This window comes from Micavibrio aeruginosavorus (genome assembly GCF_051245535.1).
GTDB lineage: Bacteria > Pseudomonadota > Alphaproteobacteria > Micavibrionales > Micavibrionaceae > Micavibrio > Micavibrio aeruginosavorus_D.
In genome coordinates this window covers 165,759-182,471 of record NZ_CP195303.1, presented here as the reverse complement: position 1 = coordinate 182,471, position 16,713 = coordinate 165,759, and the positions used below count along the sequence as shown (strand labels likewise).

16 protein-coding genes are annotated in these 16,713 nt (G+C 53.6%); 2 read left to right on the top strand and 14 right to left on the bottom strand.

Going from position 1 to position 16,713, the window contains the following annotated elements:
* Window positions 1-14: 14 nt before the first annotated feature.
* From ACSC94_RS00890 to ACSC94_RS00830, 13 genes are all read right to left on the bottom strand, one after another.
* On the bottom strand, window positions 15-1,271 hold the full coding sequence (locus tag ACSC94_RS00890; RefSeq protein ID WP_435641195.1) for an AAA family ATPase: 1,257 nt from the start codon (window positions 1,269-1,271) through the stop codon (window positions 15-17).
* Between the two features lie 131 nt (window positions 1,272-1,402).
* Window positions 1,403-2,062, bottom strand: coding sequence for a CpaD family pilus assembly lipoprotein (locus ACSC94_RS00885; RefSeq protein ID WP_435641194.1), 660 nt, complete (start codon window positions 2,060-2,062; stop codon window positions 1,403-1,405).
* Between the two features lie 23 nt (window positions 2,063-2,085).
* Window positions 2,086-3,507 carry a type II and III secretion system protein family protein gene (locus ACSC94_RS00880; protein ID WP_435641193.1) on the bottom strand — a complete coding sequence of 474 codons (1,422 nt, stop codon included), beginning with the start codon at window positions 3,505-3,507 and terminating at the stop codon, window positions 2,086-2,088.
* Window positions 3,508-3,573: 66 nt separating this feature from the next.
* Window positions 3,574-4,452 (bottom strand): Flp pilus assembly protein CpaB, encoded by an 879-nt coding sequence (gene cpaB, locus ACSC94_RS00875; protein ID WP_435641192.1) that lies wholly within the window; start codon window positions 4,450-4,452, stop codon window positions 3,574-3,576.
* 150 nt (window positions 4,453-4,602) lie between these two features.
* Window positions 4,603-5,148, bottom strand: coding sequence for an A24 family peptidase (locus ACSC94_RS00870; protein ID WP_435641191.1), 546 nt, complete (start codon window positions 5,146-5,148; stop codon window positions 4,603-4,605).
* A gap of 72 nt (window positions 5,149-5,220) precedes the next feature.
* On the bottom strand, window positions 5,221-5,436 hold the full coding sequence (locus tag ACSC94_RS00865) for a Flp family type IVb pilin (protein ID WP_435641190.1): 216 nt from the start codon (window positions 5,434-5,436) through the stop codon (window positions 5,221-5,223).
* A gap of 402 nt (window positions 5,437-5,838) precedes the next feature.
* Window positions 5,839-7,197 carry a pilus assembly protein TadG-related protein gene (locus ACSC94_RS00860; protein WP_435641189.1) on the bottom strand — a complete coding sequence of 453 codons (1,359 nt, stop codon included), beginning with the start codon at window positions 7,195-7,197 and terminating at the stop codon, window positions 5,839-5,841.
* 15 nt (window positions 7,198-7,212) lie between these two features.
* Complete coding sequence (locus ACSC94_RS00855; protein WP_435641188.1) at window positions 7,213-7,755, bottom strand: TadE/TadG family type IV pilus assembly protein; 543 nt, start codon at window positions 7,753-7,755, stop codon at window positions 7,213-7,215.
* Complete coding sequence (locus ACSC94_RS00850; protein ID WP_435641187.1) at window positions 7,756-8,307, bottom strand: TadE/TadG family type IV pilus assembly protein; 552 nt, start codon at window positions 8,305-8,307, stop codon at window positions 7,756-7,758.
* Window positions 8,308-8,447: 140 nt separating this feature from the next.
* Window positions 8,448-8,837 (bottom strand): hypothetical protein, encoded by a 390-nt coding sequence (locus ACSC94_RS00845; RefSeq protein ID WP_435641186.1) that lies wholly within the window; start codon window positions 8,835-8,837, stop codon window positions 8,448-8,450.
* 147 nt (window positions 8,838-8,984) lie between these two features.
* On the bottom strand, window positions 8,985-11,117 hold the full coding sequence (locus ACSC94_RS00840; protein ID WP_435641185.1) for a hypothetical protein: 2,133 nt from the start codon (window positions 11,115-11,117) through the stop codon (window positions 8,985-8,987).
* 109 nt (window positions 11,118-11,226) lie between these two features.
* On the bottom strand, window positions 11,227-12,519 hold the full coding sequence (locus ACSC94_RS00835; RefSeq protein ID WP_435641184.1) for an adenylosuccinate synthase: 1,293 nt from the start codon (window positions 12,517-12,519) through the stop codon (window positions 11,227-11,229).
* 101 nt (window positions 12,520-12,620) lie between these two features.
* The gene (locus ACSC94_RS00830; RefSeq protein ID WP_435641183.1) at window positions 12,621-12,893 is read right to left on the bottom strand and encodes an ankyrin repeat domain-containing protein; all 273 of its coding nucleotides are present in this window, start codon (window positions 12,891-12,893) and stop codon (window positions 12,621-12,623) included.
* A 180-nt stretch (window positions 12,894-13,073) separates the two neighbouring features.
* On the opposite strand from ACSC94_RS00830, the gene ACSC94_RS00825 reads away from it, so the two are divergent.
* Together ACSC94_RS00825 and ACSC94_RS00820 are read left to right on the top strand one after the other, a co-directional pair.
* Window positions 13,074-14,108 (top strand): aldo/keto reductase, encoded by a 1,035-nt coding sequence (locus tag ACSC94_RS00825; RefSeq protein WP_435641182.1) that lies wholly within the window; start codon window positions 13,074-13,076, stop codon window positions 14,106-14,108.
* Window positions 14,109-14,272: 164 nt separating this feature from the next.
* Window positions 14,273-15,343 (top strand): hypothetical protein, encoded by a 1,071-nt coding sequence (locus ACSC94_RS00820; protein ID WP_435641181.1) that lies wholly within the window; start codon window positions 14,273-14,275, stop codon window positions 15,341-15,343.
* A gap of 3 nt (window positions 15,344-15,346) precedes the next feature.
* Here the strand turns inward: ACSC94_RS00820 and glmM are convergent, their stop codons facing one another.
* Entirely contained in the window at window positions 15,347-16,708 is a 1,362-nt protein-coding gene (gene glmM / locus ACSC94_RS00815) for a phosphoglucosamine mutase (protein ID WP_435641180.1), read from the bottom strand.
* Between the last annotated feature and the right edge of the window lie 5 nt (window positions 16,709-16,713).

Here is a 16,713-nt window from a genome sequence, read left to right as displayed (position 1 = left end):
CGCCACCCAATCCGTCAGGATTTTGCCTTGAACTTGTTCAATATGCCGGACAACCCCTTGCCGCCCGCATCGTTGGCCGGGCCGGATGAATCCGATCCAGCCCCGCGAATAAGTTTCGCCACCAACTGTAATAACGTTTGCGCAATGTCACGCCCTTCGGGGCTGGAGGTGATTTTGCGGCCTTCGCTTTCAAACGCCATAAACAAACCGGGTTTATAATCCAGCATCAGCGATGGCTTGCGATCCAGCGCCGCTTCGATATCCACCTTGGGTATTTCATGTTTCTGGGCAGAGCCGACCATATTGACGATCAAATCAATAACCGTGTCATCCTTGCCCCCGCGCAGATCGCGAATTTCATTCATCAGGCTGCGCGCCGCGCGCAAGGCGGGCAATTGCGGTGTGGTGACAACAATAATTTCATGCGCCCTCGCCAACGTCGCCTGACGCAAACCAACAGGGGCAGCGGACAGATCAACAATCACGACCGGATAGCTGGTCATCAAATGATCCAGCAAACCTTCGAATGTTGCCGGATCAACCGTGTTGTCCAGCATGACGTCGCCGCCGGTGCTCAGCACATGCAGGCGGTCATCGGCCTGAAACAAAATGCGGCGGAACGCATCCGCATCGCCGGATTGCGCCGTGCGCACGGCTTCGGACAGGGTCGTCACCGGTTCAAAATTCATGCCCACACTGAGCGACGACCAGCCGCCAGCGGCATCCAGCAACATGGTTTTCTGGTGCATCATTTCGGCCATGCCCCATGCCATGCCTTCGGCCAGAACAGTGGCACCAACGCCGCCCTTGGCCCCGATAAAGGTCACCAGACGGCTGCCTGTTGCACCGATGCGTTCAATCAACGACCGCGCAATGTCAAAGGACAACGTATCCGCCTTCACCGGGCGCACCAGATATTCGCTGATCCCCATGCCGATTAAACGGCGATACAAATTCACATCATTGACGGGGCCAATAACAATCGCCGCCGTGTTTTCGGAACAATAAGCCGACAGAGATTCCAGCTTCTGTGTAAACCCTTCATCAATCGTGTCGGTTTCAATGATCAACAGGTCGGGGGCTTCGCGCGATTGGAATGTCGCGATGGCTTCATCAACGCCGCCTTCGATCGCTTCCATCTGCACGCGGGCGAAACGCCAATCCTGCACCAGAGAGCGGAACGATTCCAATGACTCGCGATCACGCGCGAACATCGTCACGCGGGCCCCCGGCAACAGGACAGAAGTAAAGGTGGCATCGGCAGCGGTCATGTGATTGGAACCGGATTATACTTTTGATATTCAACAAGGAATCGCGGATTTGACCCGCCACCCCATCATCGCGCGGTTTTATTACCAATTGATTTACAAAAACCGGCTAAAACCAATGATTATGGCATCAATTACTCAGATGCGCTCTCGCCACTTAGCTCGCTGTTCGGCTCACCTGCACGGTAAGGCTCCGTTACAGCGGCGCCACGACGCCCATCCGTACCGCCAACAGGGTCACGCCCCAGTAAATCGGCCGGTTGCGCCGTTTGGCGCGCGACCATCTGATCCACCGTACAGCCCAAAGGATAGGCCCGGGCTTTATCGAGATCGGTCATGGTTTGATCCATCTCCTGCCCTGCGCATACATCCGACACCTGTGCGGTCAACTGGTCATAGCTCACCAAAACCTGCATCCGGTCACCCAGAGCCTGCACCGGCATGATATCGCCCTGCACACCAGCAATATTGTTCTGCTTCAGCGTTTCGACAATGCGGGCCAGTTCTTGCCCCGCTTTCATCGCGGTGCCAGAGCGAGAGGACGGGTCGTATAAAACCGACACGACCATCGCGCCATCGCCACGGCTGGCATAATCACCCGCAATGCGGCGAATTGTGGAGTCATTCATCGCATCGACCGGCAATTGCATTTCGGCATCATCGCTGACCACCTGCATCTGTCGATCAGCCGCAGCCAGTTCGGAATCCCGATCCAGCGAAATCGTGCATCCACCCAACAAGGCCGCCACGCTGGCCGCCATTAAGATCCCACGGTTTTGAAACGATATTTTCATCACGAACTTTTTCCTCGGGTCGATTAATTCAGGATATAGCCAAAGCTGCCGTCATCATTCAAAGATGCGGGCGCCTTGCGGCCATAAATGCGGCGAATGTTATCGATGAACGCCTGACGCAATGGCGTTTTTGTGGGCGTGTCGACTTTACGCGCCGCGCGGGTTTCTGCATAAGGCTTGACCAGAACAGGCGTCACGATAATGACCAGTTCCGATTCCTGACGGTTAAAGCTTTCGGATGAAATCAGATCACCAAGGATCGGCGTTTGCTGAATCCCCGGCAGGCCCGCCATGCCCTTCAACGCATTGGATTGCAGCAGGCCAGCAATCATCAAACTGCCACCACTGCCCATTTCCACCGTGGTCGAAGCACGACGAATGCTTAAGCCCGGAACATCCAAACCGTTCAGTGTCACCGAGTTATCGCGTGAAATGGATGACACTTCTGTGTTCATTTGCAAGCTGATCCGGTCCGACGACAATACAACGGGGCGGAAGTTCAAAGACACACCGAATGACCGGTATTCAATAATGACGTTGCCATCCTGATCCCGTCCGGACGGAACCGGAAATTCACCACCCGCCAGGAACCCGGCTTGTTCGCCAGAAATCGCGGTCAGATTTGGTTCAGCCAAGGTCTGCGCCATTTGATCGTTTTCAAGTGCGCTCAGCATAAAGCTCAGAGGGCCAAAGCTGCCGTCATCAAAAATCAATGATCCCGTCGCAAACGGGTTTTGCGTCAATCCCGTCCCGGCGATTGTATCAATTGCCCCGATCAAATTGTCATTGTTGCCCAGCAGGCTGGTATCATCCAATTGCGTATCGATACCCAGTTCGCGCAGAAGCGATTTCGAAACTTCCATAATCTTGACGCGCAGCATCACCTGCTGCTCGCCCGAAACCTGGAGCAGGTTCACGATAGAATCCATGTTCGGTGCGCCGGACCCCTGGTTGAAATAGGCCGCAACCACGTTGGCGATTTTATTCGATGCGTCCGGTGTCGACACATTCCCGGTCAGGAAGAACCGCCCATTCACCGCCCGAACCGAAACGCTTTCATTGGGGTAGAGTTCTTGCAGGTAAGCCTGAATCGCGGCCTCATCAATCCTAACGTGAATATCGACACGTTTCAGCACGTTGCCCTGCGCATCCAGAACCATCAGGTTGGTATTGCCCAGACGCGATCCAACAACATAAAGCTTGTCCGCTTGTAACGCCGACACATCGGCGATGGACGGATCAGCCACCAGAACATCGGCAACATCGCCCGGAATGGTCAGAACCTCGCCCTTGCCCAATGTCACTTCGAGCAAATTGCCCTTCTTCGCCGCATTGATGCTGACCGGGTTCATTTTGCTGTCCGCGCGCGCATGCAGGACCGGACCAAAGGCCAACCCCGCCACGACGGCACCGATAAGGGCCAGAGCGATAGGACGTTTCATCATGTTTTTCATCTCGACCATATTTCAAACTCGAACTTGACCGTTTTCACAAAAGCGAACATTCCGCCCTTATCGCGTTGGAACACCACCGCTATAGATACGCAAGCCGCCAATAGATTCATTGGCCTGCTTGATAATTTCATCGTCAATGTTGATCATGCGGGCATCTGTCGTGCTGGGACGATTTTCATCGAACAGACTGGTATCGCCCAAAGACCGTAACGAAAGATGCAAAGACCCTGTCTTCAGCGCCACAACAAGCTTCTCCGCCCCGCGTGTATCGACCTCCAACGTCACCGTCTTAACTTTTTTCACGGCCGAGGCTTTGTCTCCGCTTTCTGGCGGCTTTTCATTCTGGTCCACGGCCAATACGCGAATATTCTGCAAGATCGTTTGCGCTGCGGCTTCTTCCAAATTCCGGTCCGCAATACTTTCCATCAGGCTTTCTGTATATGGGTCCGGGCTATTCGCTTCCATCTCATATCCCGCGACCAAAATCACATCAACCCGATCGCCCGCGCGGATCAAACCGCCCGCCGTTGTAATGGTGTTGGCTTTAATCGCAATCGCCCGCATCCCCGGCTCCAATCGCGCGGCCGCAAAGCTGCCTTCGCCCGCGATAATCGCACTTTCTACAATTGGCTCGTCGATCACAAAGGCGCGCGCGGCGCGACCTTCTTTTGCCTCGGATGCTTTTTGCTCGCCTTTACGAACGATGGCGCCAGGAAACACGGCCTCCTCCGGCCACGGTTTCCACTTCATGCTTTCTGACGACAAATATTGCCCAATCGCAATTGGCTTTGCCGCAACCAGAATTTCGATGCGCTTTGTTTCCGCGACACGCGGCTGTTTCTTCTTGGTACCGCCCAGCAACGTGCTCATCAACATCGCCACCAAAATGGCAATCAACAAAGCGCCCGCAAAGGCGATCAAAAGATTTTTATTCATCACAAAGCCCCTATCAGGGATGAAAGGTGCAGTTCCAAAAACCGCATAGGATGGATTGAACCACGAAAGAAACAGGATCGGCACGACCGTGCCGCACCCCCATTATACCCAGATTTCTTCTTTTAACAAAGCCCGAAAAGCCCTTGGCATTTAATGAAAAAACGCCATTAACGGCCCCTGCATTCCGGCGGCGTATACACCCGCCGCCAACCCAAACATTATGGCAACACCGTACGGGATAGCGCTCTCGCCCTTCTGCACACGGTCAATCCACCCCCCCGGCACCACCCGCGCAAACACCACGCGGTGACGAAGAACCAAGGCCAAAATTCCCAAAACCATGCCCACAATCATCATAACCAGCAAGAAAGGCATAAGCCCCTGCAGACCAACCCACAGGGCGCACGCCGCCCCAAATTTAGAATCCCCACCCCCGATGGCCTTGGCAAGAAACATGACCAGCGTTACCAAAAACACGATGAGCATGGAGGAGGCATAACTCCACCACGGCGCAAGCGCGGCACCAGCCAAAGCAAGTGCACCATAGCCCATAATAAAGAGACCAATGATGATGATGCTGTAATAATTGGGAATGGTCATTGACCGGATATCAGACCAAGCCGCACCAATCGCGGTTAAAATCGCGCCCAGCAAACAAAAGCCATATACAAGCGTTAGAGCAAACGTAAAATCCATTCAGCATCCCATAGAATCAAAAACCCGCCTGAAGGAACCCTCCAGGCGGGTTTTCTCTAAAGCACAGAAGAGTTAGCTCGCAACATCTTCCTGAACATCAGCCGAAGCTTCTGCCATTGCGTCCGCGATGGACGAGAACAGAGCGGCCAAGTCATCACCGAATGCAAACACAGAGGCCACAATAGCCAACGAAATCCCACCGGCGATCAGACCGTATTCAATAGCGGTCGCGCCTTTGATATCCTTTACATAGGCTTCTTTAATAGCCTTGATGAACGTGAACAACATAGTTGAAGTCTCCTTCGTTTGGTTTCCAGCTTTTTGGTTCCCCTAATCGCACAGGCATTGCACCAATGCGTGAACCCACAGACTCCAGAATATACCCTAAATTTTTAACGAGGGGTTAAAAAAATGAAGAAACGGGGCAATGAGTTATAGAAAAAAGCAGAAGAAGCAAATAAAACTTACGCTGTTTTTACATAAAATTTTATATAGAAAGCATAGAACAACTACAAACATCAGAATTATTACTACAAAATACACAACTAAGTATTTAATCGCACCAAAAACACATAGTAATCAGCAAATCTATAGTAAAAGCAGAATCACCCACCCCACGAATACTTGCCCCAGAATCAAACGGGACTCAAAACTGAGTCCCGTTGATTCAATGAACATGGATTTATTGCATCAGTTACTGACGTGCAAGTTGCTCAATTCACGCGCAATTTTTTCAAACGCTTCTTCAAGGTCATCACCACTGGGCGCATAATAATACATGTTCGATGTCGTGGCGCAGGCTCTATACATGTCTTTTGTGGCCTGGTTGATACTGGACGTAAAGACGATGGTGTAAACAAGAACACCTTGCTGCCGCAGCAGCGCACAAACCTCAACAAAGCGATCATTCAAATCATCATCATCAATGTTGATCAGGCGGTTATGCCCATAGGCCGTAAAGACGCTATTACTGCTTGCAGAAATATTGTTATCACCGTCCGTCATCATTACGACAGCTTTGCGCCAGATATAATCATCCCACGCCGCCCCCTCCTCAAACGGGAATTCAGGGGAAATCACGCGGTACCCCCAGATCATGCCAAAGTTCCCCAGCGTATAACCGCCCGTTCCCATTGCATCAATGGCATCCAACAAGACATCCTCATCACTGGTTAAAGGCGTGATCGGTGTTGGGCAATATCCCCCGGCCGACATTTTGTTGGGATAGGTTGTAACCTCACACTCACTTTCATCGTCATCACCGCTTCCACAATCAAGGAAACGATAAGGGGCTAAATTCTCATCAAACTCCTCTACATCGCCCGGATATTCTTCGGCACGAACACATCCGCACCAGCGCGTTCTGCTGGAGCCAGAACAGCTGGAGTTATACGTCACCCCGCCAGGAAGCGTGACAAAAGGATCCCCGTAACTATCGCCATCCGGATCTAAGCCCAAACCATACCGGCTGACATTCACAGATGCGCTGTACGGAACAATGCCAATTTTTACGTATTCTTCGTCTTCACCAGCACGATCATACAGCGTCTCAACAAACACCTCTGCCGCGTCTTTTAATTTCTGAATATTGTTGTTCGTTGACATTGATCCAGTGTTATCGAGAACCAGAACCGCTTCAATACCACGCACTGCCCGCGTAATTGTGGTGGAGGCCGCAACGTTTATTTCTTCGATCCCCAAGACACGAACAAACATTGTATTGTAGCGCGCTTGCGCACTGACAAATAAAGCTTCGTCTGAATCTTCAAAATCCAGATCATAGGGAACACCGATTTTCTCCGGGGGGTAGTTCGCCTCGAAATACTCTTCCAGCTTTTCCCCGATATCGGCATCGCCCGTTGATGTTGCCGCCGCCGTGGCTAGGGCCGCCGCATCCAATGCCCCCTGTAACCGCGCACGCACGAGATAGGACATGCCCACATCGGTCGCCATACCGATGGATCCGACAAGAACCGGAATGGTCAGCGCCATATACACCGCCAAAGAAGCCCCGGAATCGTACCAGTATTTTCGCAGAAAGCGCATCATTTCAATCACCCTGTATTATTCTATCCGCGTCACAACTGGCAAACGGCGGCCGCGCGTATAACTGACTTCCTGTATCAGGATTGTCGGCAAAAACGATCCGGAGAAAACAGGGTCATAATTATAGGTTACCTTAACAACCACCATGCCATCCCCTTCGCCCCCAAGGCCAATTGTTCCCTGGATTGGGGCATCCTCTACTTCGAACTCCTCCGCCGTACCGGTGACATCCTGCCAGAGGATTTCCGGTTCATTATCTTCGTTATATTGCACACTGGCGATCGCAACGCCAAAATTTGTCAGATTAAGCGGCAGCATCGCCTGTCGCGCGGCATCCATCGCATCTTCGACCTGCTGATCATTCAAACTGATTTCACGGGCAATCAAATCGGCCGTCATCTGTGACGCGTTAATGGCTTTCTGATTCACCAGAATGGCCGTGCCGATATCGTACACCGCGACCAACATGCTAAACAGAATGGGAACGAAAATTCCGGCCTCTGCCGCAATAGAAGCCCTTTGATCCACCCACCAGCGCAAAATTTGAGGATATTTTTTCATTTATTCATCCTCAAATTCATACGGCTCTGTCCGCATGACCGCTGTGGCCATCATTGGATAAGCGCGATCCGGCTGGTTTGAAAAAATATCACCAAAAAGCGGGGTCATAAATTGGTAGCGATAGGCCACACGCACAAGCACGACATCGCTCACCTCACCCAACTCGAAGCCGGACGGGATCAGGTTTCCATCTTCATCATATTCCGGGACAAGTTCGGATATACCTTCAAAGGTATTGTCTTCAATCGCGATTGATTCAATGACGATTCCATCGCACTTAATCAACACCAAGGCATGTGCGCAGAGCGCTTCACGAAACGTCTCTTCCGGATCGCCTCCTTCTTGCTGCAACTGTCCTGTGCGGATCATGCGTGAAGCTTCTGCAACCCCCCCCTCCAGCATATTGACGGCGGCGAAGACCAGAGCCAGTTCAATAATGCCGATGGTCATGAAGATGAAAGGAATGGCGACAAGGCCAAATTCGACCGCGGTGGAACCCCGCGTATCGCGCCAGAAGGACAAAAGCTTGCGCCCCCGATAGAGCATTCCCATGTTTCGTATTCCCCGGATTCGGCCTCGGGCTCCGCGTAAGAGCCGAAAAACCCATCTTCCATTATCGTTTTTTGCGCTTAAGGGAGAGTGAACTGTTGATCAAAGGCATTGTAAAAGCAGATAAAATTTTAAGCTTAATCTCAACTCTTCTTCGCCCGCGACCCCACGGGCCCATCATCTTCCACCGGGAATCCCTGCTCATCCAGGGCGACTTCGCCCGTGACCTCATGCCCCCAACGCTTGACCATGGCGGCCTGTTTTTCATCAATCGCGGCGATGCGGGATTTGGCCTGCTGCACCAAAATGTTGCCGACCAGACCCGAAACCGCCCAATCGATCAAATATCCGACAGCCGCCGCGCAATACATCACCACGATCGTACGCGGATCAAACAGCATGGACACGGCTTGTTCGACCGTATTGCGTGATGTCCAGAGATCGAGAATAAACGGAAAACACCCGGCAAAATTCATCGCCCCAACGGTGAGGCCCCGGCTGCCCTCCCTCCCACGGCCAATAAAATTGGCCACGAGAGTGGGTAACATCCCGAAAAAAATCAAAATGCTGGTCGGTAAAAAAACAATCGACAGAATGAAAGCAAAGAGCAGAAGAACCTGCCCTTGCCACGTTATCGGTTTTTTACGCTTCTTTTTTGCCGCCGCCATGGAACTGCGCTCCTAGAGCCCGGATGATTTCGTGAAGAACATAAAGGCAAAAAACAACATGATCACCCCGGCCAGAACGCAGGAGAAAATCGCCGCCATTTCACGACCCGTGGTTAATCTTATGCGGTCCGGGTCGGCCATGTCGGCTTGCAATTCCATGCTTTCCTTGCGGAGCTTGAAATAATCCATCCGCGCATCGTTGTACGCCTTCGTATCGTCCTGTGTGATTTTTGGATCGTCCAGAAGGGCCGCAATTTTTGTAATATCGCCACCCGCCGCAATTTTACGGATTTTTTCCCCCATGCTGACGCGCAAATCGCGGTCATGCAGTTGCGCCAGAACCGGGTCCAGAATATCCGCCATCCATCCACAAATGCCGGGCATTTTTTCCATGCGGGCGCGTTGCTGAATAGTGGCCAGCGTTTTGATATTGCCCAAAATGCGTTTATACGGCTCGTCCGCGCTCAGTTCGATCAAATAGGGGTCAATGTCCTTGCGGTCTTTCACAGACAGAAACGCCGTGACATGCCGATCCAGAAACAATTCAGGGCGTTTTGGCGACGATGAAATTTTTTCAAACGCACGCAGCAAATCTTCTGGTGTGCGAACCATATAGCCCTTGAGCTTGTCGCTCAGGCAATGGCATTCAGAATTGAGAAAATACAGGCATCGCTCAATACCGTAGGCCGGCGAAGTTTGACGCAGGAAGGCACGGCAGGCATCAAAACGGCCGACCAGAACCCCCACATCCATTTGCGCCGCCGGGGCCGCCCCAACCCAGAACATCACCGTTTGTTGCGAAATCAATTCCGCATAGGGTGCGATATCTTCTTTTTTAACCACCGCCTGCGCCAGCGCCGTGCCCATGCCATCTGGCGTCAACGACAACCCCTTGTACCGAATGGGCGCATCGGGATCGAGCGCAATGGACAAACGGCAGAGCAGCCGGTCCCAATACCCGGCCCCACGCCCCAGCTCGGTCATGCTTTCGACCACGCTTTCATACCGCTTCATCACTTGCGGGTCATCCAGTGACCGGCTGATCCATTGTTCCATATGGTTGTTTTCAACCAGCTGAACCGCAGCCCCCGGATCCTTGTGTAAATCCATAGCCAGAAGCGTTGGGCGGAAATAGCGTTCTTCAAGAAAATGCAAAGGCCGTGCGGCTTTGACCTTCTTGGCGGCCTGTTTCGGGCTCAGCCGTTGCCCGTCCATCCATTGCTGCAAATCTTCGATCGTCCAGCGTTGCCCCGGGTCGTCATAAAGAAGCCCGCGCAAAGGCTCCAGAATCGCCCCCGTAAACCGATCCCGGCTGAGCAAAGCTGTGTAGCTTCCATTCTCGATCTTCTGGCGAATGATGTCTTCGTTGCTCATCCCCTCCGTCGGGTCGCGTGAGCGCAGCAGCAGCGCCAACGTCACGCCCAGCGCATACATATCATCTTCCTGTGATGGCAAACCGCGGCCAATGGGGTCGGCCATGGCGCGTTCAATCGTTTCAAAGATGGTGGGTTGCGCATAGGACGGCGGCGTAGACAGGCAATCACCCAGAACAATGCGGTCAATCACATCGCCCGACATCGCCGCAAAGATATTTGACGGGCGTACATTGCCGTGCGCCATATCCCGGTCGCGAATATCGGCCAGCGCGGCCACCAATGGGCGAATAATGCTGGACACGACAATGTCCGGCTTCATATCCAGCCCCTTGAACTCATTATGCCGCATCAAAGGCGGCCCAACCGGCTTTTCGTAGATAAAGGTGTAACGTTCTTCCGATGTGGGCGGCCAGTAGATGACGCCAGAGCCCACCAACCGGATCACATTCGGATTGGAAATACCGTTATACGCCCCCGCCAATCGCGCCCGTGGCGTCAGATGCGGTTCGCAGATCAGGGCGAAATGATCCACCGAAACGGCATCCCGCCCCTGTGTCACGCTATAGGCCTTCACAGGGCCCTGATCAAATTGCGGAAGGGGTTTTTGCGGATGGATAAAGAATTTATCCGCCAGCGAGGTCACGCCCCCAGAACCACCTGATGCAACCGGAGCCGCATCGGCTTCCGCCGCTGATGGAGCAGCATCCCCCGCCGGTTCGGTCACCGGGGCGGCATTTTCGGCCTTTTCTGTGGCGTTATCAGAGGTCATACGGGCGAAGAACCGGGGCGAGGATTTGTCAGAACGAAGAAAGCGGTGTTGCATGACACCGCTTTCTTCATTGTATATCTCAATCCGGTTTTTGTAAAACCCGCAAGACTCAGGCCGCGAACGGGTCCTGCACCAAAATGGTGTCATCCCGTTCCGGGCTGGTGGAGACCATCGAGACCGGGGTTTCGATCAGCTCTTCCAGACGGCGGATGTATTTAATCGCCTTGGCGGGCAGATCGGCCCAGCTACGCGCCCCTTGGGTGCTTTCCTGCCAGCCTTCGATGGTTTCGAAAATCGGGGTCACCGCGGCCTGATCCTTCTGCCCGGCGGGCAGGCGGTCCAGACGGACGCCGTTCAGGTCATAACCAACGCAAACCTTGATCTCCGCAAACGTGTCCAGCACGTCCAGCTTGGTCAGGGCAATACCGTCAATGCCGGATGTTTTAATCGCCTGACGCACCTGCACCGCATCAAACCAGCCGCAACGGCGTTTCCGCCCGGTGGTGGTGCCGAATTCATGACCGCGACGACCCAGCGTTTCACCATCATCATCCATCAATTCAGTCGGGAACGGACCAGACCCAACGCGCGTTGTGTACGCCTTGGTAATACCCAGAACATAACCCACCGTGCGCGGACCAACGCCCGACCCGGTTGCGGCCTGGGCCGCCACGGTGTTGGACGATGTCACATACGGATAGGTGCCATGATCGACATCCAGCATGATGCCCTGCGCGCCTTCGAACAGAATTTTCTCTCCGTTCTTGTTGGCGGCGTCCAGACGTTGCCAGACGGGCGCGGCGAATTGCAGAATATCGCCACGAATTTGCACCAGTGAATCATAGATTGTTTTCGGCTCGATCGTTTCCGCACCCAGACCTTTCAGGAAGGTGTTGTGATGCATCAACAAACGTTCGATCTTTTCCATCAACAATTCATCATCGGCCAGATCGCACACGCGGATACCACGGCGCGCGACCTTGTCTTCGTAACACGGGCCAATGCCACGGCCCGTCGTGCCGATGGATTTTTTACCGCGCGCGGCTTCAAACGCTTTATCAACCGCCGAATGAACCGGCAGGATCAGGGATGCGTTGTCGGCGACGATCAAATTCTCCGGTGAAATTTCAACGCCCTGCGCGCGTACATCGCCAATTTCTTTCATCAGCGCCCACGGGTCGATCACGACACCGTTGCCGATGATGGAGAGTTTGCCACCGCGCACAACACCGGACGGCAACAGATGGAGTTTATAGGTCACCCCGTCGATCACCAGCGTGTGACCCGCATTGTGACCACCTTGGAAACGGACAACCACATCGGCCCGCGAGGATAACCAATCGACAATCTTACCCTTGCCCTCGTCACCCCATTGGGACCCGATGACCGCGACATTCGCCATAATAAACTCCATTGTTGGCTGTTACGGTGTACACAAACATAAACCGACCCCTGTATTCAAGGGTCGGTTTGAAAAAACATTATTTCCGCATTCTCAGCAGCTTAACCAACGGCCTTTTGGGCCTCTTCCTCACGGGACGGCGGCACGGAGCCCTCGCCCACCAGACCCAGTTGCTGCATATATTTCATTTCCTTGGCGGCCAGAATGGTTTTGGCCGTATCGGCATGACCATATTGGGTGGCCAGATTGAACGGGGTGCGGCCCTTTTCATCACGAGCGCCAAAATCAACGTCGCTGAACGCCAATTGGCGGATGGTGGCATTATCCCCGCACCGAGCGGCGGCAAACAATTTGTCCTGATTGCTGATGGTCATTTGGGGTCCTTTCACCGAATCGGGCCTGTCCTAAAAACTGGCCGAAGAATATGAAAAATATCTGATTTTGTCAATGGGATAATCCCGTATTCAGGGGGCCATCGGGGCTTTTCTTTTCCTCCCATTGCCCCACATTGGGTAACGAGATTTTTCACCCCTCCTCATTAAAAGGCAAAAACCATGGAATTCAGACAGTTGGGCCGCTCCGGCCTGAAAGTACCCGTGTTCAGCTTTGGCACGGCCACCTTTGGCGGTACCACGGAATTTTTCAAAGTCTGGGGCGATACCGATGTAAAGGCCGCCAGCCGGTTGATCGATATTTGCATGGAATCGGGCATTAACTTTTTCGACACCGCCAACATTTATTCCGCCGGCGCATCGGAAGAAGTTTTGGGCGCGGCGATTAAGGGCCGCCGGAATGACATGCTGATTTCCACCAAAGCAACGTTCAGCATGGGTGATGGACCGAACGACAAGGGATCATCCCGCTTCCACCTGATCAAAGCGTGCGAAGACAGTTTGAAACGTCTGGGCACCGATCATATCGACGTGTATTTCATGCACGGTTTTGACGCCCTGACCCCGGTTGATGAAACGCTGCGCGCGCTGGATGATTTGGTCACAGCGGGCAAGATTCGTTATATCGGCTGTTCCAACTTCTCGGGCTGGCATGTGATGAAATCGCTGGCCACATCGGAACGCGACGGCCTTGCGCGCTATGTCGCGTATCAAGGTTATTACTCTCTGGCCAACCGCGATTATGAATGGGAATTGATGCCATTGGCGCAGGATCAAGGATTGGGAACAATGGTGTGGAGCCCGCTGGGTTGGGGTCGCCTGACCGGAAAAATCCGTCGCGGACAAAAACCAACCGAAGGCCGCATGGCCAACGAATCCGGTGCCGTTGGCGGACCAGAGGTGAACGAAGAACACCTCTATAACATTGTCGACGTGCTGGATGAGATTGCCAAGGAAACCGGAAAAACCATTCCACAGGTCGCCCTGAACTGGCTGACCACGCGCCCGACCATTTCCAACATCGTCATCGGCGCCCGGACCGAGGAACAGCTGCGCCAAAATCTGGGGGCACTGGGCTGGACCTTAAACGCCGACCAGATTGAACGGCTGGACAATGTCAGCCGCAAAACCCCGGCCTATCCATACTGGCACCAGATGGGGTTTGAGGAACGGAACCCGAAGCCCGTCAAATGGTAACGGACTGAAAAATAACAGATTTAAAGCTTGATCTCCCCGACACCCCGGCCCCCTCCTCGGCCGGGGTGATTTTTATTGTCATAAAACATAACCCCGTGATAAAAACGAAAATCTTTGCCGGATTTGGCCCCCGAATTGGCCCCCGAATTTGACCTGAGGTCACAATGCTAAGAAAAATATTCAATAATGCCGCATTGCCGTCCTATGTCCCCCAGAACCCCACAGTTCTGGTCAGCGCCGTCAACAATGACAAAGACCGCGGCGATTCACATGGTTATGTCGGGTTGGGAAAAATCGTCGCTGAAAAATTGGGCGGCACATATCGCTACATCGATGATGATGTTCTGCGCACGGATTATCCCCATATTGCCGACAGTGAAGCCGCGCGCGGGGAGTATCTGCGCGAATATGGATGGCCGGATATTATTTTCTCCCACGATCCAAAACATTTATTCCCGGCGACCGACCCCAATGCTGTATTCCCGCACATCAACCTCTTTAATGAGCGTAGCAAGGACGGGAAAAAAACCTATGTCGTCAATAACATTAACGAAGCCCTTGCACGCATGTATGCGGGTCGCTTCGATCTGGTGCCGCACCACATCACACCCGCATTGCTGCACGAACACGGACAGCTTTTTGAACAAGCGTACAAAGATATTAAAGGCCCGATTATCACCGTGATGATGGCCGATCACGGTTCATACGGCCTAGCCGAAAAATTGCTGCCGAAATTAAAATCATTGCCTGAATCCACGATCTTCGTTTGTGGCGGACGCCGCACGGATACGGATTCATACACTGAGATGATGGCTGGCCTGTTTTCTACGGCGCGCAATCTGGGGCTGGAAAATCAGGTCAACATTCTAGGCTATGATTTTCAAAAAGGGCGGAAAGACGGGGCCTATAACCCCTATCTCGGGCTGATTGACCGATCAGAGCATATTATCCTGTACGGTGATTCAAAATCCATTTTGTCGGAAACGCTCAGTCGTGGGCGCGCCCTCTATGCTTTTAACTTTTGCGGATTCGACATGCCCGCCTCTTTGCTGAGATCCGGCGCCGTTAGAAATTTTGACAAAGTGGCACGGCACGAACCGTTAACCAGCCCACCGATCAATGTTAAAAACACGACGGATCATGTCGCCAATAAAATTGTCGGGCAATATTGCAAACACCTGCGCCGCGAAATGGGATTCTGGCGCGGGCTTGGTGCGTATGTTCTGCACGGATAAAGTTTAAACCGCGACGCTTTCAATCACACCGCACAGATCATTGACGACGGTTTCGACCAGCGATTGATCATCGCCCTCGGCCATCACGCGGATCAGCGGTTCTGTGCCGGACGCGCGAACCAGCAAGCGGCCTTCTTTCACCAGCTTGGCTTCGGCCTTTTCAATCGCGGCCTTCACCGCGTCGTGGTCCAGCGGCTTGTGCCCCTTTTGGAAACGGACATTCTTCAGAATCTGCGGCACGGGCGTAAAGATGTTCAGCGCGGTTGAGGCCGGGAAGCTTTGTTGTTTCAGCGCGGCCAGAATTTGCAGGCCCGCCAGCAACCCATCCCCCGTCGTGCCGAAATCGGACATGATAATATGGCCGGATTGTTCCCCGCCCAGATTATATCCATCGGCCCGCATGCGTTCGACCACATGGCGATCACCCACCGGCGTGCGGATCAATTCCATGCCCAGCGTTTTCAAATAGCGTTCCAGCCCCAGATTGGACATGACGGTGGCGACAACGCCGTTGCCGCGCAAGGTTCCATTGGCCTGACCCGACCGGGCGAGCAGCGCCATCAATTGGTCGCCATCGACACGGTTGCCACGTTCATCCACCATGATGATGCGGTCGGCATCACCATCGAGCGCGATACCGATATCGGCTTTCTCTGCGACAACGCGGTCCTGCAACGCTTGCGTGGCGGTGGCGCCGCATTTGTCATTGATGTTGCGGCCATTCGGGGCAACGCCCATGGCGATGACTTCTGCTTCCAGTTCCCACAGAACTTGCGGCGCGATTTTATAAGCGGCCCCGTTGGCGCAATCGACAACGATTTTCAGGCCTTCAAGGCTCATGCCCTTGGGGAAGCTGCTTTTGATAAATTCGATGTAGCGGCCCGGCGCATCTTCCAGACGGCTGGCCTTGCCAATGCGGTCGGCGGGGGCCAGTTCGGCGGACAGGTCGGGCGTGTCGATCCGCGCTTCAATCGCCTCTTCCAGCGCATCGGGCAGTTTGTAGCCATCGGCACCGAACAATTTAATGCCGTTATCTTCATACGGATTGTGGGATGCGGAAATCATCACCCCGACATCAGCGCGCAGAGAGCGCGTGAGCATGGCAATACCCGGCGTCGGGATCGGGCCGACCAGAATAACCTCCATCCCCATCGCCACGAAACCGGCGGCCATCGCCTCCTCCAGCATATAGCCGGACAGGCGTGTGTCCTTGCCGATAATGGCGCGGTTTTGGTGCAGGCCCCCTTGATCCGCGCGGATAGACGCGGCGGCGGCCATGGCCACCTTCAACGCCATATCGGCGGTCATCGGGAACGTGTTGGCGCGACCGCGGATACCGTCGGTACCGAAATATTTACGGGCCATTCTAA